Source organism: Streptomyces sp. NPDC021080 (genome assembly GCF_044333225.1).
Taxonomy (GTDB): Bacteria; Actinomycetota; Actinomycetes; order Streptomycetales; family Streptomycetaceae; genus Streptomyces.
This window is the reverse complement of sequence record NZ_JBIRQM010000011.1, coordinates 235,970-259,912: the sequence shown is the minus strand read 5'-3', so window position 1 is coordinate 259,912 and position 23,943 is coordinate 235,970. Positions and strand designations below refer to the sequence as shown.

Here is a 23,943-nt window from a genome sequence, read left to right as displayed (position 1 = left end):
ACTGGAAGGGGCGGGCGCGGTCGAAACCCGTGCCCGACTGACTACAATTCTGTAGACGGTCTACTGAACTGTAGACGATGGCGGGGGTGAGGATCGTTCCCATGAGCAGTGACAAGGACGAACGCCGGCCGGCGGGAGAGCTGGAGGCCAGCGTGATGGCGGCTCTCTGGGCCGCGGGCGTGCCGCTCACGCCGGGGCGCGTGCAGAGCGAGCTGGACTCCGGTCTGGCCCGTACGACCGTGACGACGATCCTGTTCCGGCTGCACGAGAAGGGCATCGTCGGCCGCGAGCGGCTGGGCCGCGGCTACGCGTACTTCCCCGTCCAGGACCCGCACGGCCTCACCGCGCGCCGCATGCACACCGAGCTCGACCGCGACGACGACCGCGAGACCGCGCTGGCCCGCTTCGTCGCCCAGCTCAGCCCCGACGACGAGCGGCTCCTGCGGGACCTGCTGGAGCCGGACCTCGGCGTGCGCCCGGAACCGGGTGAGGGATGATCCTTCTCCTGCTGGTCCCCCTGCTGGTCCCCTTCGCGCTGGGACCGCTGGCCCGCCGATGCCTGGACCGGCTCACCCCGGTGGCCGCGCTGTGGTCGGTGACCCTCGCGCTCGTCGTGCTGGCCGGGGCCTCCGTGGCCTCGCTGGGCGCGCTCGTCCTGACGGGACTGCTCAAGGTGCCCCTGTTCGCCGGCCTCGGCGACCTCGTCCACCCGCTGCGCACGGCCTCGGACCTCGTCGTCCTGCCCGCGGCCGCCGCCGCGACGGGGCTGCTGACCGTCGGCGCCTGGACCGTCGTCCGCTCGGCCGCGCGCCAGCTGCGCGCCTTCCGCTCCGCGCGCAGCCAGGCCGACCGCCGTCCCGCCGCGGGCGACCTGTGCGTCATCGAGTCGCCGCACCCCGACGCCTACGCGCTCCCGGGCCGGCCGCACCGCATCGTCGTCACCACCGCGATGCTGCGCAGCCTCGGCCCCGACGAGCGCGAGGCACTCTTCGCCCACGAGCGGGCCCACAACGCGGGCGGCCATCACCGCTTCCTCGTCGTGGCCGAGCTCGCGGCCCACTGCCACCCGGGCCTGCGCGGCGTCCGCGCGACCGTCGCGCTCGCGGCGGAGCGCGCCGCGGACGAGGCCGCGGCCGTCACCGTGGGGGACCGCAGGCTGATCGCCCGGGCCATCGCCCGCGCCGCCCTGGCCACCGGCGAGGCCCGCTCCGAGCGCCCCGACTTCGCTGCCGCGGCCACCACGGGGCCCGTCCCCCAGCGGGTCGCCGCCCTTCTCGCCGCCCCCCGCCGCCGCCCCCGCGCCGCCGCCCTGTTCGCTCTCCTCCTGGCCGCCTGCGCCGTCGTCTCGGCCGGTGCGTCGGGGGCCGGTGTCGTCGCCTTCCACCACGAGGTGGAGGTCGCACAGGGCGAGGAGGCCCGCTGACGCACTCCCGTCGGGAGCTCGCCGACGCACTTCCCGTCGGAGCGGGGGAGGGGCCGCCCGCAGGTCACCGGCCGGGCAAGGCTGATGTCGGATTCTCGCCAGCCCCGCCCTCCGGGGTGCCCGATGCTTGAGGCATGCAGAACGGGATGCACACGGACACGGAGCGCTGCGTGCGTGCCGTCCAGTCGAAGGACGCGCGTTTCGACGGATGGTTCTTCACCGCGGTGACGACGACGAGGATCTACTGCCGGCCCAGCTGCCCGGTCGTGCCGCCGAAGCCCCAGAACATGACCTTCTACCCGAGCGCCGCCGCCTGCCAGCAGGCCGGATTCCGGGCCTGCAAGCGATGCCGCCCGGACACCAGCCCCGGCTCGCCCGAATGGAACCACCGCGCCGACCTGGTGGCCCGCGCCATGCGGCTGATCGGCGACGGAGTCGTCGACCGCGACGGTGTACCGGGCCTGGCCGCCCGGCTCGGCTACAGCACCCGCCAGATCGAGCGGCAGCTCCTCGCCGAGCTGGGCGCGGGACCCCTGGCCCTCGCCCGTGCCCAGCGGGCGCAGACGGCCCGGCTGCTCATCGAGACGACACCGCTCCCCATGGCCGAGATCGCCTTCGCCGCCGGCTTCTCCTCCATCCGCACCTTCAACGACACGGTCCGCGAGGTCTTCGCGCTCACCCCGAGCGAGCTGCGCGCCCGCCTGCCCCGGAACCGGGCCGGAGCCGCGGCCGGGACCCCGGGCATGCCGGGCGTGCTGAACCTCCGGCTCCCCTTCCGCGCCCCGCTCAACCCCGACAACCTCTTCGGACACCTCGCGGCGACCGCCGTACCCGGGGTGGAGGAGTGGCGCGACGGCGCGTACCGGCGGACCCTGCGGCTGCCGTACGGGCACGGCGTGGCCGGTCTGACCCCGATGCCGGACCACATCGCGTGCAGGCTGGCCCTCAGCGACCTGCGTGACCTGTCCGTCGCGATCAGCCGCTGCCGCCGCCTGCTGGACCTGGACGCCGACCCGGTGGCGGTCGACGACCAGCTGCGCAGGGACCCGCTGCTGGCCCCGCTCGTCGACAAGGCACCCGGACGCCGCGTGCCGCGCACGGTCGACGAGGCCGAGTTCGCCGTACGGGCGGTGCTGGGACAGCAGGTCTCCACGGCCGCCGCGCGGACCCATGCCGCCCGTCTGGTCACCGCCTGCGGCGATCCGGTCGACGACCCCGAGGGCGGCCTCACCCACCTCTTCCCCTCGCCGGAGGCGCTCGCGGCGCTCGACCCCGAGTCGCTCGCGATGCCCCGCGCGCGGCGCGCCACCTTCACCACACTGGTGGGCCAACTCGCCCGAGGAGGACTTCACCTGGGGGTGGAGAGCGACTGGGGGCAGGTCAGGGAGAGGCTTCTCGCGCTCCCCGGGTTCGGTCCCTGGACCGCCGACGTGATCGCGATGCGCGCCCTCGGCGACCCGGACGCCTTCCTCCCCACCGACCTCGGAATCCGGCGCGCCGCGCAGGAGTTGGGGCTCCCGTCCACGCCCGCGGCGCTGACGGCCCGTGCCGCGGCCTGGCGCCCCTGGAGGGCCTACGCGGTCCAGTACCTGTGGGCGACGGACAGCCACCCCATCAACTTCCTGCCGGCACAGGCCGGCTCCCCGCATCCGCCGAAGGCGACGAAGCCCGCCTCCCCGGCGGCGACGCCACGGACCCGTGCTCCCCGCGCTCCGCGCACTCCGGCCACCCCAAGCACCCCACGCACCAAGGACGCTCAGTGAAACGGCACACGGTCATCGACAGCCCCTACGACCCCCTCACGCTCGTCGCCGACGACGACGGTGTCCTGTGCGGCCTCCACATGGTCGGTCAGCGCCACCGCCCGCCCGAGGAGAGCTTCGGCGAACGCGACGACACCCTCTTCGACGAGGTGACGGAGCAGCTGAACGCCTACTTCGAGGGCGAGTTGAAGGAGTTCACCATCGAACTGCGCCTGTTCGGGACGCCGTTCCAGTGCAGCGTGTGGGACCAGCTGCGACAGATCCCCTACGGCGAGACCCGCTCGTACGGTGAACTCGCCGAAGCCCTCGGCAACATGGGAGCATCCCGCGCGGTCGGCCTCGCCAACGGCAAGAACCCGATCGGGATCATCGTGCCCTGCCACCGCGTGATCGGTGCGAGCGGGAGCCTCACCGGCTACGGCGGCGGCCTGGACCGCAAGCGGCAACTCCTGGACTTCGAGAGCGGATCGGCGCTCTTCTGACCGCTCTCGCACCCCCCTGGGCCGGCCGCGCCGAAACGGGTTGGTAACGAACGGCAACCCTTGCGCGGCCCGCGCAGTCTCAACCGCTATGAAGATCTCCTTTCTGCTCCACAACGCCTATGGGATCGGAGGCACGATCAGCACCACCTTCAACCTGGCCCGAGCGCTCGCCGCGCGCAACGAGGTGGAGATCGTTTCCGTCTTGCGGCACCGTGAGCATCCGACCCTGTCCCTGGACCCAGGAGTCCCGCTACGGGCGCTGGTGGATCTGAGACAGGAGAAGGAGCATCCGTCGCATCTGATACCGGCGCGGGTCTTCCCCCGCGCCGAGTACCGGTACCGGCAGTACAGCGAGTTGACCGACGAACGGATCGGCGCGTATCTCGCGGCGACCGACGCCGACGTGGTGATCGGGACCAGGCCGGGGCTCAACGTGCATCTCGCGCTCCAGGCCCCGCGGCACGTCGCCCGCATCGGCCAGGAACACCTCACCCTGGACAGCCATCCGCCCCGGCTGCGTTCCGCCCTGCGCCGGGCCTACCGCCGGCTCGACACGGTCACCACGGTGACCGAGGCGGACGCCACCGCGTACCGGCGCACGATGCAGATGCCCGGAGTGCGGGTGGAGGCCCTCCCGAACAGCGTGCCCGAACCGGAGCTGCCACCCGCCGACGGCACCGCGAAGGTGATCATCGCCGCCGGCCGTCTGGTCCCCGTCAAACGGTACGACCTGCTCATCGAGGCCTTCGCCCTGGTCGCCGCCGAACACCCCGACTGGCAACTGCGCATCTACGGCAAGGGCGCCGAGCACGACCGGCTGCGACGGCTCATCGCGGACCTCGGCCTGTACGACAGCGTCCTCCTCATGGGTGCGGCCACCCCCATGGAAGCGGAGTGGGTCAAGGGCTCGATCGCGGTGGCGGCCTCCGATCACGAGGCGTTCGGCATGACCATCATCGAGGCGATGAGCTGCGGCCTGCCGGTGGTGAGCACCGACTGCCCGCACGGACCGGGCGAGATCATCGAGGACGGCGTCGACGGCCGGCTCGTGCCGGTCGGGGACCGCGACGCGCTGGGCGCGGCCCTGCGGGGACTGGTCCACGACGACGAGTGGCGCCTGCGCGCGGGCCGCGCGGCCCGCAAGAACGCGCGGCGGTACGCTCCGGACCCCGTCGTCATCCAGGCGGAACGCCTGTTCGCCGAGGCCGTGTCGGCGAGACGGGAGGGCCGACCGGTCCTGCGAGAACGTTCCGGTGTGCGCCGCGCCCTGGTCGGCCAGGGCTTCGCGATGCGCGATGTCGCGCACGGCGTGACCGACCGCGTGCTGCGCGTCCTTCGGAGGCAGGGGTGAGCATGGACGAGGAGACGCGACCACGCGTCGGCTGCACGATCGACACGGACGGCCGGATCACCTTCGACCTGCCGCCCGGATCGCCCGCGGGACAGCAGTTGTTGCTGCGGCTGCGCCCGAAGAAGGGGCAGCCCGAAAAGACCGTCCACGTCCTCGACGTCGAGTCCGACGGCGAACGCCGGCGTGCGGTCCTGGACCCGCGTACCGTTCTCGAGGAGGGCCGCTGGGACACGTATCTGATCCAGGAACCGGGATCCCGGCGGCAGCGTCTGCGGCCCGGTCCGCGCGATCTGCGGGCACTCGTCGGCGGACACCTCCGCCCGTGGCCGTCACCGCTGGCCGTCCGGGTCCCCTACGTCACCAAGGACGATCACCTCGCGGTGCGTGCCTGGCTGCGCACCGCCCACGCGGAGGCCCACGGCATCGATGTCACCCGTCGTTCCATGACGGTCAACGCACGTCTGCACGGCGCGTCGCTCCAGGAGGGGGCTGTCGTGAGCCTGCGTCTGCGGGGCGCCGGCGCCACCGTCCACACCGTGGAGCCGTCCGCCGAAGAGGGCGGCCGGAGCCTCTCCTTCACCGTCGACCACGCGGAGCTGGCCGCCGCGACACCACCGGGCACAGGAGTCTGGGACGTCTTCGTCCGTCCCGGGGCCCGGGCACCCCGGATACGCGTCGGCCGTCTTCTCGACGACCTGGCGGACCGCAAGGACATCGTCGTCTACCCGACGGCCGACCTCGACGGTGCCGCCCTGCGCCCCTATTACACCGTCGACAACGACCTCTCCGTGGAAGTGAGGAGGCAGCGGCCATGACCTGTATGGCGCACCGCGGCCTTCCTCCCGGGTGACCCCGGTGGCGTGATCCCCGTGATCGCTGGTGTCTGGACGAAGGGAGCCCAGGCAGAGAGCGGGAGACCATGGAGCGGAAGTTCAAGCGACTCGCGACACCCCGGGCCGCGGGGGCGGCCGGGGTGGTGTTCGCGATTCTGACGGCCGCGGCGATCGTGCTGGTGCGCATCGCCCTGCCCGGCGGCGGGGACGGCGTTGCCCTCGACGCCAAACAGCGGAGCGGTGTCCGGACGGCGCTGGAACTGGTGCCGTTCGCCGGGATCGCGTTCCTGTGGTTCATGGGCGCCCTCCGCGAGCAGGCCGGCCGGGCCGAGGACCGGTTCGTCGCCACCGTGTTCCTGAGCAGCGGCGTGGTCTTCGTCGCCACGCTGTTCGGCGCCGCCGCGGCGGCCGGGACCGTGCTCGCGGAGAGCCAGCAGGGCCCTTCCTTCGGCAGCCGCTTCGCGTACGCCCTGCTGACCACGTACGCCATGCGGATGGCGGCGGTGTTCATCATCACGACGTCGACCATCGGCCGCCGGCTCGGTGTGCTCCCGCGCCCGCTCGTCGTCGTCGGCTATCTCGCGGGCCTGACGCTGCTCGTGGCGGGAACGGGCGTGCCCTGGTCCGAACTGGTCTTCCCGGCCTGGGCCCTGCTCCTCAGCCTGAACATCCTGTGGGGCCGTCGCCCCGCCACGGCACCGCCCTCCGCTCCGGCCTGATCCGGCCGCACCGCTCACTCGAACGGTCCGGCCCTCGTCGCCGCTTCCCGTCCGGCCGCCGAGAGTGGTCGCAGGAGGGTTGACCGGGCCCTTGGAGAGGACCGATCCCGTGGTAAGGATTGCCGTCGATCTGAACCGCTGTCAGGGGTACGCTCAGTGCGCGTTCCTGGCTCCCGAGATCTTCGCCATGCACGGCGACGAGGCGCTGCTGTACGACCCGGAGGCCGACGAGGCACCGCGCGAGAAGCTGGACCGGGCCGCCGCGGCCTGCCCGGTCCAGGCCATCCTCGTCGACGCGGTGGAACCCGACGGCGCAGACCCTGGTGGCGCGGACCCCGGCGCCGTGGACGCACCGGCCGAGGGGGTCTCCCATGCCCGGTGACGGATCCCTGGAGCAGCTCAAGCGCGACGGCCGCATCGTCGTCGTCGGCGCCTCGCTGGCCGGTTTGCGGGCCGCCGAGACCCTGCGGGAGAAGGGCTTCGCGGGGTCACTGACCATGATCGGCGACGAGCCCTGCGAACCGTACGACCGGCCCCCGCTGTCCAAGCAGGTGCTGCTGGGCCGGGCGGCCGCCGACCGTACGGCACTGCCCAGGCTGCGGTCCGTCGACGCGACCTGGCGGCTCGGCTCCGCGGCCACCGGCCTGGACATGGCCGCCCGGCGGGTACGGCTGGCCGACGGCGACGAGGTGCCGTACGACCGGCTGCTCATCGCCACCGGGGTCCGGGCGCGACCCTGGCCGCACGAGGCCGAGGCGGAACTCGACGGCGTCTTCGTGCTGCGCACCCGGGACGACAGCGCCGAGCTGGCGCGCCGGCTCGACGCGGGCCCCCGGCGGGTCCTGGTCATCGGGGCCGGATTCACCGGCTCGGAGATCGCCTCCGCCTGCCGTGAACGCGGCCTCCCCGTCACCGTCGCCGAACGCGGCGCCGCGCCCCTGGTCGGCGCGCTCGGCGGGGTGGTCGGAGCGGTCGCCGCCGAGATGCAGCGCGAGCACGGTGTGGACCTGCGGACCGGGGTCATGGTGACCGCCCTGGAGGGCGACGCCTCGGGAAGCGTGCGCGCCGTGCAGTTCTCCGACGGCTCCTCCGTCGAGGCCGACGTGGTGGTCGTCTCGCTCGGCGCCCTGCGCAACACCGAATGGCTCGCCGGGTCCGGACTCGGCGCCGGTCCCCGGGGCATCGCCTGCGACGCCGGCTGCCGCGCCTTCGACATCCGCGGGATCGTCACGGACGACGTCTACGCGGCCGGTGACGTCGCCCGCTGCCCGCACCCCCTGTTCGGCTACCAGTTCCTGTCCCTGGAGCACTGGGGCAACGCCGTCTCCCAGGCCCGGATCGCGGCGCACAACATGCTCAGCGAGAGCACCGACCGGCTGCCCCACATGGAGGTGCCGGCCTTCTGGTCCTCGCAGTTCGGCGTCAACATCAAGTCCGTGGGGATCCCCTCGATGGGGACGGAGATCCTCATCTCCCAGGGCTCCCTGGCGGACCACCGGTTTCTCGGCGTGTACGGGTACCAGGGGCGCGTCATCGGCGCCGTCGCCTTCGACCACGGCCGGTGGCTGCCGTTCTACCAGGAGCTGATCGAGACGACCGCGCCGTTCCCGCCGCCGTTCGCCACGGTCGACCGGCGCCCGGACGGACAGCGCCCGCTCGACGCGGACTTCCCCGACCCCTCGGTCCCCACCCACGGCCCCACCGTGACCCTCAGCGGATACTCGCCGGCCGACCGCCGGATGACGTTCACCCCGGCGCACTGACCGCACGGCCACGAGGACCCTAGGACTCGCCATGACGCACACCCTGCTGCACCAGATCCTGGACTACGCCAACCGGGCCGACCCGTACCCGATCTACAAGGAGCTGCGGAAGACACCGGTCCACCACGAGGCCGACGGGCCGTACGTGGTCAGCACGTACTACGAGATCCGGAGCCTGCTGCACGATCCCCGGGTCAGCTCCGACGCCCGCAACCTGGCCTCGAACGCGGCCGATCCGCTGGCCTCGGAGGCGCCCGCGGAGGAGAGCACCCTCCCGCCGGGCTTCCTGAAGCTCGACCCGCCGGAGCACGACCGGCTGCGGCGTATGACGAACCGCCCCTTCGGCCCGCCGCACTCCCCCCACCGCGTCGACGGGATGCGCGGAGAGCTCCACGACATCGTCACCGGCCTCATCGACGGCATCGGCGATCCGGACCGGATCGACCTGGTGGAGCAGTTCTCGTACCCCTTCCCGGTGACGGTGATCTGCCGGCTGCTCGGCGTGCCCCGCGAGGACGAGACGCGCTTCCACGTCTGGGCGGACACCCTCGCCGCGAGCCTGGATCCCGACCCGGACGCCGACCCCTCCGAGCGGGGCAAGGGCTCCCAGGACGCACGCATGCAGCTGGGCATGTACCTGGCCGGCCTGATCGAGGAGCGCCGCAAGAACCCCGGGGACGACATGCTCTCCCAGCTGGCGACGGCCAAGGGCGACGACGGTCCGATGACCACCATGGAACTGCTCAGCACCGCGGCGCTGCTGCTGATCGCCGGCCACGAGACCACGGTCAACCTGATCACCAACGGCATGCTGACCCTGCTGCGCAATCCCGACGTCCTGCGGCGGCTGCGCGCCGATCCGCGGCTGGCCGTGCCCGTCGTCGAGGAGCTGCTGCGCTTCGAGCCGCCGGTGCAACTGGTGCCGCAGCGCACCACCCTCGCCGACATCGAGGTCCGCGGCGTCACCATCCCCAAGGGCGCCACCCTGTGGCTGGTCCTGGCGTCGGGCAACCGCGACCCCCAGCGCTTCGACGACCCGGACCGCTTCGACCCGGACCGCCCGGACATCCAGCACCTCGGCCTGGGCAGCGGCATCCACAGCTGCTTCGGCGCGCCGCTCGCCCGGCTGGAGACCCAGTTCGCCCTGGCGGAGCTGGCCCGGAGGCTGGAGAATCCACGCCTGCTGGAGGACCCGCCCCCGTACCGCCAGAACGCCGTGCTGCGTGGCCCGCGGCAACTCCACCTCGCCTGCGACGGGATCCGCCCCTAGGACGTGTCCGAGGTCCTGGCCGCCTTCTACGTCAGTGCACTTGGCCGTCGTCCTCGCCGATCCGGCGCAGCAGCGCGGGCAGAGCGGTGCCGATGGGTTCGCGTACGACCTCGTCGGCGCGTTCGTCGTACGGGGTCGGTTCGGCGTTGACGACGACGAGCCGGGCGCCGTGGTCGGCGGCCACACCCGCGAGGCCGGCCGCCGGGTGGACCTGCAGGCTGCTGCCGACGGCGATGAACACCTGGCAGGCCTTGGCGACGGCGGCGGCCTGGCCGAGGACGACGGGGTCGAGGTGTTCGCCGAACATGACGGTCGCGGGCTTGAGGATCCCGCCGCACGTGAGACAGGCCGGGTCGTCCTCACCGGCGTCGACCCGGGCGAGGGCGTCCTCCATGGGCCCGCGCGCGTGACATCCGGTGCACACGAAACTCCTTGCGGTGCCGTGGAGTTCGAGCACCTTGCGGGCGGGCATGCCGGCGAGCTGGTGCAGCCCGTCGACGTTCTGGGTGAGGACCCGCACGGGCACCCCGGCCCGCTCCAGCTCGGCGACGGCCCGGTGCGCGGCGTTGGGCTCGGCCCCGAGCGCACCGCTCTCCCGCCGCATCTGCCAGGCCCGGCGCCTGATCTCGGGATCCGCCATGTAGTACTCGTACGTCACGAGCTTCTCGGCCTCGGGATCCTTGCGCCACAGGCCTTGGGGGCCGCGGTAGTCGGGGATTCCGGAATCGGTGGAGATGCCTGCCCCACTGAGGATGGCGACGAGTGGCCTGTTCATGGACATGAAGGTACGGCGCTCGCCTGCTCGGAGCGACCGGATATCCGGGCGCGGGACGGGACGACATGGATCGTCATGCCGCGTTCGCAGACCTTTCGACGCCTCGCGACGATGGGTACCGCGCCCTGGAACCTCACCTTCGAGCGGACGTTACGTCACATCCCCGGATTCGCTGATGGCTTCGAGCAACGCGGCCGCGGTCTCGTTGTACGGAGTGGGGATGCCCAGGCGGGCACCTATGCGCACCACTGCGCCGTTGCGCGCGTCCCATTCCATGGGCCGGCCTGCCAGACGGTCCCACAGCATGCTGCTGCCGGACTCGGCCGGCATGGTCCGCAGCCGGGCGATGAGCCGGTCGGCCATGTCCTCGGGGAGGTTCGCACCCGACGCGGCGGCGACCTGTCGCGCCTCTTCCACCAGCGCGTGGCCCAGGCGGGCGATGCGGGGATCGGCGAAGACCGGCATGCGGCGCATCGTCAAGGCGGTGACGGCACCGTTGGCCGCGTTCAGGCACAGCTTCGCCCACGCTGCGGTCACGAAGTCCTCGGTCGAAGTCACGGTGATGCCGCTGTCCTCGCACAGGGCCGCAAACTTCGCACCGTCGTCGCTCTCGGGTACCACGATCCTCGGGCGGTCGAACAGCCGGATGCGGCCGCGCTCCGGTGATTCGGCAGAGATCTCCACCACCGTCGGAAGGACCCGAGCCGCGCCCGTCAGCGGTGCGACCCGCTCAACGTGCTCGACACCGTTCTGCAGCACCACGACACGGGTGCCCGTACCGCACAGTCGCTCCAGCCAGGGAGCGGCCCCAGCCGTCTGATGGGCCTTGGTCGCCAGCACCACCCACTCGACCGCGGACACCTGGGCAGGGTCGAGGATCTCTGGAATCACCGTGCTCTCGACCGCACCGTCGGACCGCGTGATCCGCAGTCCACCCAGCGGCGAGCGCACACAGGCGGTCACCTCCACACGCTCCGTCGAGGCCAGGCCCGCGGCCACCACGGCGCCCACCGCGCCCATGCCCACCACCGCAACACGTGTCATGGCCACCGAGCCTACCCGCGGGTACACGGCCGGGGTGCGTGCTGGTGTCCAACGGGCTTCTCGGACGAGGTGGTTCGCTCCCTCGCGGGTCGCCCACCTGCCTGGTGTCGACATCACCCGACAGTAAGGCGAGGCATACGACGACTACTTGGAGATCCTCGACCTGATGGGCGCGTTCGAAGAGTCGCGGAAGGGTCTGCGAACGCGACTTGGCATGGATCGTCAAGCAGTGCTGACGGACCCCAGCCCCGCCGCACGGCCCTTCGGCGACGCTCGCCGTGGCTGACGGGCAGATGCTCCGGTGTTCGCGGCGCGGACGAGGAGTTGCGCTGTCCGGTTTCCGCCCCGCACCGCGTGGTCGGCATCGCTGGGTCGGCAGCGGTGGTGCACGGGGTCGTATTCGGTCATGATCACGCCGGCATGGTCAGTATCGGTTTCGTGGAGCGACGTCGGCCATCCCCGATGCCGAAGAGCCGCGTGGAGTCGTCGTGATTGCTCGACGTCCACGACAGGATCAGCAGTGCCGTGGATCAGCCAGACAGGGATGGCGGGCACCGATTCTTCGGTCCCGGTCAGCTCGTCGATCGGGGCGCGGCCCGTCAGCGGTGCCGGGCCGGTATATCCCCCGGCGATGCCGACGACGGCCCGAGGCCGCCATCCCTCGAGAGCCGAGGGTTTCAGGGCGGCAGCCATCGCGGCCTTGCCGCCCAGAGACCAGCCGGCGAGCACGATCCGTGCCGAGTCCCCGCCGAAGTCGGCTCCGTACCGCTGGACGAACAAGACGGACTCGCTGAGGTGGCTTCGCCCACCGTCATGGGCATCCGGCCGCCAGTCCGGGACGAAGCACACCACGCCCGATGCGGCAGCGGCCCTGGCGAGTGCCGCAAGAACATCGCGCTCATCGGGACCTCTTCCGTGCCAGAGCAGCACGACGGGCGAAGCCGTCGGGGCAGTCCTGGGTCGGTATACGTCCAACCGCTGTCCACCGGCCTCATAGACGAGCCCGCCTGTCACGACAACAGCCTCGGTCAACGCCACCCACCTCGTTCTGCCTGACATCGCCGGCAACGCGCGCCCGGCCGCGATCCTATCGATCAGGCCGATCGCTCAGAGACCGGCCGAGAGGACGAAGACGGCTCGACGGGGCACCGGTAGCCGTCGTTCATCGTTCGCCTCGCGCCGATGGGAACCCCGGAACCGAGCAGCGCAAGGCTTCGGGCAAGGGGCTGTCAACACGGCTTGACGTGGATCAGCAAGCAGCACGACCCCGTTCGGTCACCGGTGCCGTGGACCTAGCGGGGCTGGGGTTCGTGGAGGCGGACTGTCATTCCCACCGTCACGTCGTCTCCCGCCGAGAGGCCGCTCGGCTTGCGCACCGCCACCTTGAGCGGCAGCAGATAGCCGCCGTCCCTGGGGAAGAGAGACGTCTGGAAGACGACCTCACCGATCCGGGCCTCGACCGGGATCACGCCCCAGCCGTAGGTGGCCATTGCGGCCACCTCGCGGATGTCGGCGGACTCCTCGTCCGGCACACGGACGAAGTAGTACGGCGACGGTCCGCGCCATTCGATCACTCGGCCGGAAAAGTCGAACTCCATGCGGTCGGTCTCCTTACGTGGGGACGGCCAGGACGCGCGAAGGACCCTGCGGGGACTCCCGGTCGTCTCACCCCTCGACGAAGTAGGTGTACGGCGCCACCGAGACTCCCTCCGAGACTGCGCGTTCGTCGTCCTCGCCGGCCTCGGGGTCGATGTCACGGGCCCACAGCGAGCGCATGGACCATACGGAGAATCCGGCGTGGAAGTCGTGCCCGATGTCCGAAGGCGTGCTCGTGTACCCCAGGCCGTGGAGGTCCGCGACGACGTCATCGAGAAAACGATGAGTCAATTGGACTCCCTGGTAGTGCACTTCGGCCGGGCCGTCCTCACCGCTGTAGTGGGCCTCCACGAGTTCGACCGTCTCGTCGGCGGCGTAGGTGATCACCAGCATGGGTGTGGTGGTGTAGACGGCCCGTTCGCCGCCGGGTCCGTGATGCGGTGGCCCAATGGATTCTTCGACTTGCGAACGCCGGTCACCGATCCTGACCGTGTCGACGCCGATCCCCGGAATGATCTCCATGTCGGCCATCCTGCCAGGGGCTGGTCCTGCTCACGAGAACCGGGTTTCATGGACGGAGCCACCGGCCGAGAAGGTTTGCCCGCTTGGTGCATGAAGGTGTCGACTTCGTCGTCGCGGCGGACTTCTGAGGGCGGCCGCGGACCTTCCGGTCCTGGCCGCCCTCAGAGGTACCGCCGCGACTTCCCGGCCACCGCAACTGCCCCGTGACCGCCTTCCGGCTACGGGCGCTGCTTGGCCTTGTCGACGATGGCCCAGCTGTCGAGGTAGGAGAGCTGGGTGAGTTCGATCCTGTGCTTGTTCCTGACCAAGGCGCGCGCGTCACGGAAGCCGAGGAACGCGTAGGTCTTCGGGTCGAAGATGAAGTAGCCGCCGAAGGACGCCGCCCCGTCCGGAAGCGTCGGGTCGTCATAGGTGATGGCCACGCCGGTACGGCCCTTCGCGTCCTTCTGGTTCGGTACCGCCTTCACCCCGGGGATCATGCCGAGCGCCTCGTATGCCGCCGGGCGCAGCCCCTCGGGCATCACCGGGACCAGCTTGAGCAGTCCGGCGAGCTGGAAGTGGACCATCGACCACGTCTGGTCGGTGATCCCGCTGAGCGAGTCGTCCTTGTCGCTGGGCTTCCCGTGCGCGAGCTTAAGGATCAGCTTCTTGGGGTCGGTCGGAAGCTTCTTCAGCGTCCCCCAGTCCTGTGGCGGCCACACGGTCTCGTTCTTTTTCGACGGCTCAGACCACCAGCCCTTCCCGATCTCCATGACCCAGGAAGGCTTCGAGTTGTCCACCGACCTCCAGTCCTCGTCGGTGTAGGTCTTGGTGGCGCCGGTCTTCTCGTTGGTCTCCCTGATGATCTCCTTGGTGTAGATGAACTGGTCATCTCTCGGGCTGGCCGCCTGCTCGTGCCGGCGAGCGTAGGTGGCCGCACCGTTGAGCACGGTCTGCACGCTCAGGTTCTGCATGACCGGGGAGCTGGCCGCCGGCGGTGCCGCTGTCTTCCCGTCGCCGCTGTCGTCGCCCTGCCTGGTGACCAGAACACCGCCGACGACCGCAGCCGCGACCACGCCGGTCAGGGCGATGCGCAGGACGGGGCGGCGGTGGCGTACCGCCGGGGCGGGTCCGTTTTCCGCGTTCATCGTGGAGAGCAGTCGTGCGCGCACTCGTCCCCGGGTGGCGTCGTCGAGCGGGGGAGTCCCCGCGTCGTACTCCCTCAGTTCTCGCAGTTCTTCGATGTCACGCATGGGCGTCTGCCTCTCGGAAAGCTGTCGGATCGGAACCGCCCAGTGCTTGGCGCAACCTGCTGCGAGCCCGGTTCAGCCGGGATCTGACGGTGCCGATCGGCACCCCGAGGGCTTGGCCCGCTTCCTGGTAGTTGAGGTCGCCCCAGGCCACCAGCAGCACGACGTCCCGGTGCCGGGCGGACAACTTGGCCAGCGCTGCTGCCAGTTCCTGGTGCACTGCTGCGGCGCCGACCGCGGCGACCGCGCGGTCCGCGACCGGCTCCTCGTGCTGCACAGGCGCCGGAACCTTCGCGAGCGCCTTGAAACGGCGTGCTTCGGCCCTGCGGTGCCGGCTCATGAGGTTGGTCGCGATGCCGAACAGCCATGGGCGGGCGTCAGCACGGCTGAGGTCGTAGGTATGGCGCCGCTGGAAGGCGGTCGTGAACGTCTCCGCCATCAGATCCTCCGCCGTCTCGGGACCGATCCGCCTGGCCACGTAACGGTGCACGGCGTCGGCGTACCGGTCGAAGAGCGCGGCGAACTGTTCGGGCTCGTCCCGCGACCGCGCGATCACACGGGCGTCGCTGTCCTCGCGCTCCTCCTCGCAGGTGCGGACGCCCGGGGTCTCAACGGCCATCGGGGCTCCTTTCGTTCGTTCGAACGCCTTGAAGGCTTGGGCTTGTGCGAGTTTCACGTGTCCTTCGCCGGTGGGCCACATCGGGTTCCATTCCGGCGACAGCAGAGCCGGGGCTCTCCCGCCCATCGGGCCCGCCAGGTGTCCGACGTCCGACCGGGGCCCCGTTCCGGACGGAGTCGCGAGCCGGTGCAGGTATCCGGCCACGACAGCGGGTCGGCTCGATGAGCGTGCGGGGGCGGGTTGTCGACGGGTCGGACCGGTCGAGCCGAAGGCTGCGCGCCGGCCCGGCGGCGGGTACCGAATCGGCTCGGCGGCCGACTTCGGAAGCCGGGTCGCTGCGCGATCGGCAGCGGAACCGGCCCCCTTGCACGGGCGCGGGTCAGCGGTCCTGTCCGTGCTGACGCCGAGTCCCGGAATGATTTCCATGCTTCCCGTGCTGCCGGTGGAAGACTGCGAGGACTCATGGCCCGGGAGCCGGAGCCACCTTCTCGGACACTTGCCACAGAAGGTCTGCGAACGCGCCTTGACTTGGATCGTCAAGCAGTGCTCGCAACCCGCTTCCGTCGAGGGGCTTCGGCCACCGGTCGTTCCGGTCGATCCGGTGGGGTCAGGAGGGGGATCAGGGCGAGGTCCGGTCCGCCCTGCGGGTGTGCGGGGGAGGCATGCGGAACAGGCCTCCCAGCCTGCGCAGTGCCTCGCTGTCGCCCGACGCCGACGCGGTACCGCTCTCGATCGCCTCGGCCCAGGTGAGGCCCTGGCCGGTCAGGCGGAGGAACGCGTCCGTGCCGGTCGTGACGGTCGCGTCCGGGTGCTGGGCCGGTCCGTGCAGCGCCTCGATCGTCCCGTCGTCGATCCGGGCGTGGAAGACCTCGTCGTCGATGCGGAACTCGTACACCGCGCGCAGTCCCTCGGCGGCCTCGGGGTCGAAGCAGGCCCGCAGGCCGAGCACGGCCCAGCCCGGGTGGAACGTCTCGGTCGCGCGCGGTTCGCCCATCGCCCACTTCAGTCCCCACCGGGCCAACTCCAGGATCGCCGGCCCGAGTTCCTCACCGGCTTCGGTGAGGGCGTAAGCGGCGGTCCGGGCGGGCGGGGGAAGCGTGATCTTCCGGGCCAGACCCTCGCGTTCCAGATGTTTCAGGCGCGCGGCCAGCAGTCCGGTGCCGAGGCCGCGCAGGCTGGCCTGCAGGTCGCCGAACCGCTTGGGCCCGGTCAGCAGCTCGCGGATCAGCAGCAGGGTCCAGCGCTCGCCGACGAGGTCGAGGGTGCGCGCGGTCGCGCAGTACTGGTTGTACGTTCGCTGTTCCACTTCATCACTCTAGACTCGGCGCTTCCCGTTCTTGAACGAAGCGGTTTCCGTGAGCATCCGGGCGAGCGGCTCGGGCCGGGTGAGCATCACGTCGTGCGGGCCGTCCAGCGCCCGTGTCCGATACCCGACGGCCTCACCGAACCGGTCGAACGGGTAGGTCCCCGGTCTGCAGTGGACGGCCGTTCCGGGGATCCGGTCGACGGCCCCGGTCAGGCGAGTGGTTTCGGTGAACGTGCGCAGCGGCTGGGGGACCAGGCGCGCGGCGAGCCAGGCCGTGTCGTCGGTGTCGACGATGCCGAACGCCTCCGGAGGCGGTGCCGGGATCCGCCGTCCGTGCCCGAGCGTCTCGGCCGTCGTGCGGATCGCGTCGACGAAGGCGTCGGGGGCCAGGGTGAACATGCCGGAGCCGTCGGGGCCGGCCCATCCGTCCACGAGGACGACGTGGCCGACGGCGTCGGGCCGCGCGTCGGCCGCCTCCCGTACGACCAGGCCCGCGTAACTGTGTCCGACCAGGACGAGCTCGCCCTCCCGCTGAACGGTGTCGATGGCGGCGACGACCGTCCTGGCGTCGTCGTGGAGCCCGCGATCTCCGACGGTGCCCAGGTCCGGGGTGAGCGTGCGCGCCCCGGCGGCGCGCAGCAGCGGAACGATCCGGTCCCAGGCCCATGGGCCGTGCCAGGCGCCGTGGACGAGAACGAACGTGGTCATCGGTGACGCTCCTCGCGCAGCAGGGGCAGGACCCGGTCGGCGAACTCCTCCAGGCCCGCGTCGTGGTCATCGGTCGCCAGGCGGATCACGAGGTGGCGGGCGCCGGCCGTGACGTAGCCGGTCAGCCAGTCGGCGGCCTGGCGGGCGGTACCGGCGAACACGGCCTGGATCCGCGCGATGACGTCGAACGGCGCGTTGTAGTAGCGCTCGACGCTCGTCCGCAGGCGCCGGCGCGCCTTCTCCGGGTCCTCGTCCAGACAGAGCGTCGCGTACAGGGCGGGGGTGACCGGGCGGGGCACGGCCGCCTGCTCGATGACCTGGTATTCCTCCGCGTACGTCGTCCACTCGGGCGGATAGGGGAGCCAGCCGTCGGCGAGGCGGGCCACGCGCCGCAGTGCCGGTACGCCGCTTCCGGCCAGCCAGATCGGCGGGCCTGAGGGCCGGGACGGCGGGGGCGCGATCCGCACGTCCTCGAAGGCGAAGTGCTCGCCCCGCCAGGACACCGCCTCCCCTGACCAGAGCTTCCGCATGACGTCGATCGACTCCGTCATGCGGCCGGCGCGGCGCGCGAATCCGATGCCGATCGACGTGAACTGGGCACGGGTCGCCGGGTTCGGGAACCCGCCTCCCATGCCCGCGATCAGCCGTCCGTCCGACAGCCGGTCGAGGGTGGCGAGTTGGTGTGCCAGCAGGATCGGATGACGCAGCGCCGGCAGGAGCACCGCCGTGCCGAGCGTGACCCGTTCGGTGGCCTGGGCCACGGCGGCCAACAGCAGCAGCGGATCCGCGCGCGGCCTGGTCACGGGACTGTCGCCCGCCCAGACCGAGTCCAGCCCCAGCTCCTCCGCCCGCCGTGCCTGGACGACGAGCCGTCTCGAGTCGTGCTCACCCAGAACGGACTGGTCGCGTGTCGGCAGCAGGTAGCCGACCTCCGGCTTCGCCATCTTCCCTCCCGGTCGTCGCAGGGCTCCCGACCTTAACCGTTGACTTCTTGTTTTTGAAGTGACAGGTTCGAACTACGGTAGCGACTGAAGGAGTTCAGGATGTCCAAGGCGCTTTACACGGCGCAGGCTCGCGTCACCGGGGGCAGGGACGGCCGCGGGAGCACGTCCGACGGAAAGCTGGATCTGGACCTGCGGATGCCCAAGGAACTGGGTGGGGACGGCGAGGGCGCCAACCCCGAGCAGCTCTTCGCGATCGGGTACGCCGCCTGTTTCGGTACGACGCTCGCCCTGGTCGGGCAGCGGGGCGAGCTCAAGGCGGACGACGCGGAGATCGACTCGCGGGTCTCGCTGATCCCGATCGACGGCGGCCGCTTCAAGCTCGGCGTCGAGCTGCAGATCTCGCTTCCCTCGGTCGCCGAGGAGCAGGCGGTCGAACTGGCGAGGACGGCCCACCAGGTCTGCCCGTACTCCAACGCCACGCGCGACAACATCGACGTGACGCTGGTGGTCAACGGCACACGGCTGTGACGCCGGCCCCGCCTCTCCCGACCGAGGGGAAGCGGGGCCTCCACACCGGCCGGCGGCGCGGACCGTTCCTCGCGCGGGACGAGTCCGGCCCGCCCGCCGAGCGCACACGACCGGCGGCGTCGCAGTCCGGGAATCCACCGCGTGAGCACGTACGTCCCGGACGGAGGAGTGCGGCTCCGCGCAGCCCCGGCCGCCCTCTCCCCTGCCGGGCCTGAGGTCGGAAAGGGATCGGGGGACTACGAACAGGGTGGACCGGCATCGAGGTTCGCCCCGGCTCCACCGCAGTGCCCAGCCCCTTCACCAGTCCTCCCGGCGAACGGACACGGCCCAAGGACGACGAGTGCGTTCGGTGGTGCCGTCCTGAACAGACCGAGGCCGGGTCCACGGCCGGTCGATCCCACCAGAAGTACCACCACTTCAGGGTGCCGCTGACAACGCCCGACGTTTCCACCACCCCTGACGAACCGTCGGCTTCGGCCATTCGGCTGCGGTCGCCTCGCGCGGTCGGCGGGGCCTTGGTGTCGTGATCACGGAAGCGCACCGACCGCCCGCACCGAGGCGTCGGGCGCTCGGCTGTGAAAGGACCAGGCATGCCCAGATCGGGAACGAGGAACCGCCGGAGAGGCGCCGCGGCCGTCGCCGCGCTGGTGACCCTCTCGACGGCACTGGCCGGCCAGCAGCTCGCCGTGGCCGGGGGAGCACCGACCTCCTCGGTACCCGCTCCGAAGCTGAACTGGAAGCCCTGCGCCCCGAACACGGACTACGACTGCGCGACCGCCAAGGTGCCGCTGGACTACGCGAAGCCCCGCGGGCGCACCATCGAGCTGGCGGTCGTGAAGCGGAAGGCCACCGGCCCCGGTCGGCGTCTCGGCACCCTGTTCTTCAACCCCGGCGGCCCCGGCGGGCCGGGAACGATCCAGTTCCCGCAGAACTACGAGTTCTTCCCGAAGCAGGTGCGGCAGCGGTTCGACATCGTCAGCTGGGACCCCCGGGGGATCGGCAACAGCACTGCCGTGAACTGCTTCAAGACCCCGGAGCAGGCGGCTCGATGGAACGCGAGCCATCCGGCCGGCTTCCCGGTGGGCAGGGCCGAGCGGCAGGAGTGGATCGCCTCCTACCGGGAGCTGGGGCGCCTGTGCGAGAAGCGGGACCCCCAGCTCCTGCGCCATGTCGGGACGGTGGACACCGTCCGCGACCTCGACCAGCTCCGCCGCGCGGTCGGCGACCGCAAGCTCACCTACATGGGCATCTCCTACGGCACGATCCTCGGTGCCACCTACGCCAACCTCTACCCCTCCAAGGTCCGCGCCATGACCCTGGACAGCAACATCGCGCCCGACGCCTGGACGAACAACGGCTCCGACGACGCCCGTCTCCCGACCTTCCTGCGCATGGGCTCGGACCGCAGCGCGGCGGCGACCCTGGACCGGTTCCTCTCGCTGTGCGGATCGGCCCCCACCGCCCGGTGCGCCTTCTCCGCCGGAAGCCCGGCGGCCACCCGGAAGAAGTTCGACCGACTGACGGACCGTCTGAGGGCACGCCCGGTGGGCACCTGGACCTACGCCAGGACGGTGTCCGACACCATCAGCTCCCTCTACATCGTGCACCCCGGCTGGACGGGACTCGCCGTCCGGCTCCAGCAGCTGTGGAACGGCCAGGTCCCCTCGGCGGTCCCCGCGCCGCCTGCCCCGCCGACCCCGTACCCGATCCCGTACCTGGGCGAGGAGCAGGGGGCGGCCGTTTTCTGCGGGGACAGCCCCAACCCGCGCAATCCCTGGCTCTACCACCGCTACGAACAGGCGAGCGCGGCCCGTACCGGTGACGCCGGACGCCACTGGACCTGGGCCGCCGAACCCTGCGCCACCTGGCCGGCCGTGGCCGCGACGCGCTACACCGGCCCCTGGAACAGGCCGACCGCTCCGATCCTGGTGGTCGGCACGGTCTACGACCCCTCGACCCCGTACTCCGACGCGCGGGCCATGAGCGAGGAACTGGCCAACGCCCGTCTGCTCACCAACACCGGGTACGGGCACACCGCCCTGCTGAACCCCAGCCGCTGTGTCAACGCGCACGAGAGCCGCTACTTCATCGACGGCACCCTCCCGCGCCCCGGAACGAAATGCGCCCAGGACACCCCGCCGTTCTGAACACCCGGGAGTCGTCCGGCCGGTCACGTCCGGAGCCGGATGACGAGGGCTGCAGCGGACGAGCCGGTGCGACTAGCGAGGGATGCCTGCGGCATCCAGGTATTCGTGCATGACTTCCGCGGGAAGGCTCGGGTTGCCGAGGGCGCTGGAGGAGGTCTCCGGATTCCCGCAGCTTTCGAGAATGAGACCAACGGGCAGTGCGGGGTGCGCGGCTGCCATGGCACGCACACGGCCGTCGGGGTCGGAAAGCAGCCGGACCACAGCGTCGACGGGCGCTTCGGGGTCCAGCCCCACCAGCCGTCGTAGCTCTGGATCCGGGTCGTCGGCGAAGCGTTGCGCGCTGCCGGCGCCCGGGAAGTTCGGGTGCCCCTGCAGAGCGCTCTTGGTGATGACCTTGCAGTCCAGGTACGTCTGCAGCACGACCTTGCCGTCGACGGTCGGTTGGTTCTCGCACAGGAGGAGTCGTACGGCGTAGTCGTCGTCCTTCGCGAGCAGGTCGACGGCGTCGGCAGGCAGGTGCCGGCTGCAGGCGGCGCTGCGCCGTAGCAGGGTGTTGGCCGACCTGGCGCATCGGCGCAGGACGTCGGGATCGGCGCAGAGGAGAACCCATTCGACGGGACGGAGCCGGTCGGACGGGCTGATGGTGATGTCGATGGCGGTGCGTTCGGCCTCCGTCAGCTCGGGGCGTACCGATACCGCCAGCCGGACTCCGTGCGCGTCGTCGTTCGCCAACGGCCGGACGATGCCGATGGGAACGTCGAGGTTGGCCGCCAACTCCCGGCGGTCCTGCTCTTCGGCGCTTGCTGCGAGCTGTTCGGCGGTCGACGTGCTCATGGCTCCGCACCGGATCACCTGCCACCGCTCGAGGCCGCTGATTCCTGCGTCGAGAAGAAGGTCCGTGCAGGCCGCGTCATCGTGGCAAGCCTCCAGCATGGCCGCTCGGCGGACTTCGTCGGCGGCGTCGTGGAGCAGACGGCTTCGGGTGTCCTCGGACAGCGAGGTCCACTGGCGGCAGGCTGCCTGCCGGAGGTCCGCGTCCTGGTGGTCGGCAAGCCCGGCGACCAGGCTCGGGGCCGTGTCGTGGCAGAAGGCCGCGCCCCGGCGGACTTTTGGTTCCGGGTCGGCGAGCAGCCGCCGCTGGGTGGACAGGGGCAGGGGTGGCGTGGGGACGCGGAACCAGCCGGGTCCGAGGGCCAGCCCGAGGCGGACGCGTGGATCGGGATCGTCCACGAGCCTGGCACGTTGTTCCGCCGGCACCGAGACGTTCTCCGTCAGCGCACTCCGCAGCCTGTGGTCGGGATGCGCAACGATGGCGTCGACCACCTCGTCCGGCAGAGCGCGCCAGGCGACCGCGTTCCAGGCCGCGGCGGCTTCCTCGCACAGCAGCCTGGTCAGGACGTCGGCCGGCGCTGCGGGATTTCGCGCGATCGCGGCGAGGGTCTCACGGTGACCGTGATCTCCATGCATGGCGGGGCCTCCTTGCGCGCCGGCGACCGTCGCGGGCCCGCAGAGTGTGCACATGTCACGTATACAAGGTCAACATCGGTGATCACGCTTCGCCGCGCACCCGTAGAAAGCGCGCCGGGGCTGACGGGCAACTCGCCGAAGGCTGTTCCGGGGCATCACCGCCGGTCCCGGCGCGAGACCCCCAAAGAGAGTCCTGTGAGCGGGGGTTGGCATGGCCCATGCAGCACCGTCGTCCGGCGCGAGACTGCGAAGCCCTGTCGCGGAGACCGCGGACAATGATCCACCGGTACTTGTCGATCGGCAGGTGCAGCCCGATGACATCCCGTTCATCGTCCGCCGGTTGCACCCGCGTCATGCGGGATGCGCTGCCGGATCCGCTCCATGGCGTGGAACGGTCCGCCGGATCGACCACGACCCGATACCCGCCCTGGACGGGCGAACGGGGGTGGCGCATCCCCCTTGCGAGCTACAGGAGTTGTCCATGTGGGGGTGACTCGCGGACGTCGGCGCGTCCCTAGCGTGGTCGTCAGGTCGCCACCGGTGCGACCACCACCACAGGGGAGGCCACGATGGGCACGACGTCCACCGCACCGCACGGCACAGGCTCCGGTCCGGACGAAGAGGGCGACGGCCGGGGCGGCCGTTTCGGCCGGATCGTTCGGTCTCCACTCGGCTGGATGCTGACGGGCATGGTCGGTGTCGGTCTCGTCTCGAGCCTGACCGCGACGGGCCCCGGTCCGGTGCCGGCGCTGGGAGCGGCTGCCGCGGTGGCCGTGTACTGGGCGGTCATGCGCTTCGTCGCACGACGTCCCACGCCGGAGATCGCCCGGCGTGGGGCCGGCCGGGAGATGTTGCTCGGCGGCGGGATCGGTCTGGGCTTCATCCTCGTGTCCGCACTCCTGATCACGGCTTTCGGGGGCTACTCGTTCTCCTGGGCGGGCAACGGCTTCGTGTCGGTCGTGTGGTCCGCGGCCATGGTGCAGATCGGCGCCGCGGTCACCGAGGAGCTGATGTTCCGCGGATTCGCCCTGCAGGCTCTGGAACAGTTGTGGGGCAGCCGGGCCGCCATCGCGATCACCGGACTGTTCTTCGGCGTCGCCCACCTGGGGGCTCCGGGAGCCAGTGGGCGGAGCGTGGTGGCGATCGCCCTCGAGGCGGGCGTCATGCTCGGTGCCGCGTTCCTGTGGCGGCGTAGCATCTGGTTCGTCGTGGGTCTGCACTTCGTCTGGAACACTGTCGAGCAGCTGCTCGGCGTCCCGGTCTCCGGACACACCCCCGAGGGGCTGTACACCGTCGACGTCCATGGTTCCACCCTGTTGACCGGCGACGGCTTCGGCCTGGAGACGTCGATCGTGCCCATCGTCCTCGGCGTACTGATCACCGTCCCGATGGCCGTCCTCGCCCACCGGAACGGCCGACTGCTGCCCCGGCGGCGGGCCCGGCACTGAGACAGG

The 23,943-nt window shown here is 71.2% G+C and carries 24 protein-coding genes; 13 read left to right on the top strand and 11 right to left on the bottom strand.

Annotated elements, in window-relative coordinates; all coding sequences use genetic code 11:
* The first annotated feature begins 101 nt into the window (after positions 1 to 101).
* The 10 genes from ACH4S8_RS27245 (at position 102) to ACH4S8_RS27200 (ending at position 9,604) form a co-directional block, all read left to right on the top strand.
* Positions 102 to 497 (top strand): BlaI/MecI/CopY family transcriptional regulator, encoded by a 396-nt coding sequence (locus tag ACH4S8_RS27245; protein WP_398398475.1) that lies wholly within the window; start codon positions 102 to 104, stop codon positions 495 to 497.
* Complete coding sequence (locus ACH4S8_RS27240) at positions 494 to 1,423, top strand: M48 family metalloprotease (protein ID WP_398398473.1); 930 nt, start codon at positions 494 to 496, stop codon at positions 1,421 to 1,423. The genes ACH4S8_RS27245 and ACH4S8_RS27240 overlap by 4 nt, the downstream gene beginning before the upstream one ends.
* A gap of 134 nt (positions 1,424 to 1,557) precedes the next feature.
* Positions 1,558 to 3,186 (top strand): AlkA N-terminal domain-containing protein, encoded by a 1,629-nt coding sequence (locus ACH4S8_RS27235; protein WP_398398470.1) that lies wholly within the window; start codon positions 1,558 to 1,560, stop codon positions 3,184 to 3,186.
* Positions 3,183 to 3,668 (top strand): methylated-DNA--[protein]-cysteine S-methyltransferase, encoded by a 486-nt coding sequence (locus ACH4S8_RS27230; protein WP_398398468.1) that lies wholly within the window; start codon positions 3,183 to 3,185, stop codon positions 3,666 to 3,668. The genes ACH4S8_RS27235 and ACH4S8_RS27230 overlap by 4 nt, the downstream gene beginning before the upstream one ends.
* Before the next feature lie 88 nt (positions 3,669 to 3,756).
* Positions 3,757 to 5,019 carry a glycosyltransferase family 4 protein gene (locus ACH4S8_RS27225; RefSeq protein ID WP_398398465.1) on the top strand — a complete coding sequence of 421 codons (1,263 nt, stop codon included), beginning with the start codon at positions 3,757 to 3,759 and terminating at the stop codon, positions 5,017 to 5,019.
* Between the two features lie 2 nt (positions 5,020 to 5,021).
* On the top strand, positions 5,022 to 5,834 hold the full coding sequence (locus tag ACH4S8_RS27220) for a hypothetical protein (protein ID WP_398398462.1): 813 nt from the start codon (positions 5,022 to 5,024) through the stop codon (positions 5,832 to 5,834).
* A 104-nt stretch (positions 5,835 to 5,938) separates the two neighbouring features.
* Positions 5,939 to 6,571, top strand: coding sequence for a hypothetical protein (locus ACH4S8_RS27215; RefSeq protein WP_398398460.1), 633 nt, complete (start codon positions 5,939 to 5,941; stop codon positions 6,569 to 6,571).
* 109 nt (positions 6,572 to 6,680) lie between these two features.
* Complete coding sequence (locus ACH4S8_RS27210; protein WP_398398458.1) at positions 6,681 to 6,953, top strand: ferredoxin; 273 nt, start codon at positions 6,681 to 6,683, stop codon at positions 6,951 to 6,953.
* Positions 6,943 to 8,334 (top strand): NAD(P)/FAD-dependent oxidoreductase, encoded by a 1,392-nt coding sequence (locus tag ACH4S8_RS27205; protein ID WP_398398456.1) that lies wholly within the window; start codon positions 6,943 to 6,945, stop codon positions 8,332 to 8,334. The genes ACH4S8_RS27210 and ACH4S8_RS27205 overlap by 11 nt, the downstream gene beginning before the upstream one ends.
* A gap of 31 nt (positions 8,335 to 8,365) precedes the next feature.
* Positions 8,366 to 9,604 (top strand): cytochrome P450, encoded by a 1,239-nt coding sequence (locus ACH4S8_RS27200; protein WP_398398454.1) that lies wholly within the window; start codon positions 8,366 to 8,368, stop codon positions 9,602 to 9,604.
* A 31-nt stretch (positions 9,605 to 9,635) separates the two neighbouring features.
* Here the strand turns inward: ACH4S8_RS27200 and ACH4S8_RS27195 are convergent, their stop codons facing one another.
* From ACH4S8_RS27195 to ACH4S8_RS27150, 10 genes are all read right to left on the bottom strand, one after another.
* Positions 9,636 to 10,379, bottom strand: coding sequence for an SIR2 family NAD-dependent protein deacylase (locus tag ACH4S8_RS27195; RefSeq protein ID WP_398398452.1), 744 nt, complete (start codon positions 10,377 to 10,379; stop codon positions 9,636 to 9,638).
* Positions 10,380 to 10,529: 150 nt separating this feature from the next.
* The gene (locus tag ACH4S8_RS27190) at positions 10,530 to 11,423 is read right to left on the bottom strand and encodes a 2-dehydropantoate 2-reductase (RefSeq protein WP_398398450.1); all 894 of its coding nucleotides are present in this window, start codon (positions 11,421 to 11,423) and stop codon (positions 10,530 to 10,532) included.
* Between the two features lie 222 nt (positions 11,424 to 11,645).
* Positions 11,646 to 12,455, bottom strand: a complete 810-nt coding sequence (locus ACH4S8_RS27185) for an alpha/beta hydrolase (protein WP_398398448.1) — start codon at positions 12,453 to 12,455, stop codon at positions 11,646 to 11,648.
* Between the two features lie 260 nt (positions 12,456 to 12,715).
* Positions 12,716 to 13,021: a DUF1905 domain-containing protein gene (locus ACH4S8_RS27180; RefSeq protein WP_398398446.1), complete on the bottom strand. Its 306-nt coding sequence runs from the start codon at positions 13,019 to 13,021 to the stop codon at positions 12,716 to 12,718.
* 67 nt (positions 13,022 to 13,088) lie between these two features.
* Positions 13,089 to 13,541 (bottom strand): hypothetical protein, encoded by a 453-nt coding sequence (locus ACH4S8_RS27175; RefSeq protein ID WP_398398444.1) that lies wholly within the window; start codon positions 13,539 to 13,541, stop codon positions 13,089 to 13,091.
* 218 nt (positions 13,542 to 13,759) lie between these two features.
* Positions 13,760 to 14,773 carry a CU044_5270 family protein gene (locus ACH4S8_RS27170; protein ID WP_398398442.1) on the bottom strand — a complete coding sequence of 338 codons (1,014 nt, stop codon included), beginning with the start codon at positions 14,771 to 14,773 and terminating at the stop codon, positions 13,760 to 13,762.
* Entirely contained in the window at positions 14,766 to 15,389 is a 624-nt protein-coding gene (locus tag ACH4S8_RS27165) for an RNA polymerase sigma factor (RefSeq protein ID WP_398398440.1), read from the bottom strand. Before ACH4S8_RS27165 ends, ACH4S8_RS27170 begins: the two co-directional genes overlap by 8 nt.
* A gap of 619 nt (positions 15,390 to 16,008) precedes the next feature.
* The gene (locus tag ACH4S8_RS27160) at positions 16,009 to 16,695 is read right to left on the bottom strand and encodes a winged helix-turn-helix transcriptional regulator (protein WP_398398438.1); all 687 of its coding nucleotides are present in this window, start codon (positions 16,693 to 16,695) and stop codon (positions 16,009 to 16,011) included.
* A gap of 9 nt (positions 16,696 to 16,704) precedes the next feature.
* On the bottom strand, positions 16,705 to 17,403 hold the full coding sequence (locus ACH4S8_RS27155; RefSeq protein ID WP_398398436.1) for a lipase family alpha/beta hydrolase: 699 nt from the start codon (positions 17,401 to 17,403) through the stop codon (positions 16,705 to 16,707).
* A complete protein-coding gene (locus ACH4S8_RS27150) occupies positions 17,400 to 18,347 on the bottom strand; it encodes an LLM class flavin-dependent oxidoreductase (RefSeq protein ID WP_398398434.1) in 948 nt (315 codons plus the stop codon). The genes ACH4S8_RS27155 and ACH4S8_RS27150 overlap by 4 nt, the downstream gene beginning before the upstream one ends.
* 99 nt (positions 18,348 to 18,446) lie before the next feature.
* On the opposite strand from ACH4S8_RS27150, the gene ACH4S8_RS27145 reads away from it, so the two are divergent.
* Both ACH4S8_RS27145 and ACH4S8_RS27140 read left to right on the top strand, forming a co-directional pair.
* The gene (locus tag ACH4S8_RS27145) at positions 18,447 to 18,875 is read left to right on the top strand and encodes an organic hydroperoxide resistance protein (RefSeq protein WP_398398432.1); all 429 of its coding nucleotides are present in this window, start codon (positions 18,447 to 18,449) and stop codon (positions 18,873 to 18,875) included.
* Positions 18,876 to 19,465: 590 nt separating this feature from the next.
* Positions 19,466 to 21,022, top strand: a complete 1,557-nt coding sequence (locus ACH4S8_RS27140) for an alpha/beta hydrolase (RefSeq protein WP_398398430.1) — start codon at positions 19,466 to 19,468, stop codon at positions 21,020 to 21,022.
* 72 nt (positions 21,023 to 21,094) lie between these two features.
* Here ACH4S8_RS27140 and ACH4S8_RS27135 read toward each other — a convergent pair whose 3' ends face one another.
* Positions 21,095 to 22,489 (bottom strand): hypothetical protein, encoded by a 1,395-nt coding sequence (locus tag ACH4S8_RS27135; RefSeq protein WP_398398428.1) that lies wholly within the window; start codon positions 22,487 to 22,489, stop codon positions 21,095 to 21,097.
* A 569-nt stretch (positions 22,490 to 23,058) separates the two neighbouring features.
* Here ACH4S8_RS27135 and ACH4S8_RS27130 point away from each other — a divergent pair.
* Positions 23,059 to 23,937, top strand: a complete 879-nt coding sequence (locus ACH4S8_RS27130) for a lysostaphin resistance A-like protein (protein ID WP_398398426.1) — start codon at positions 23,059 to 23,061, stop codon at positions 23,935 to 23,937.
* Positions 23,938 to 23,943 lie beyond the last annotated feature (6 nt).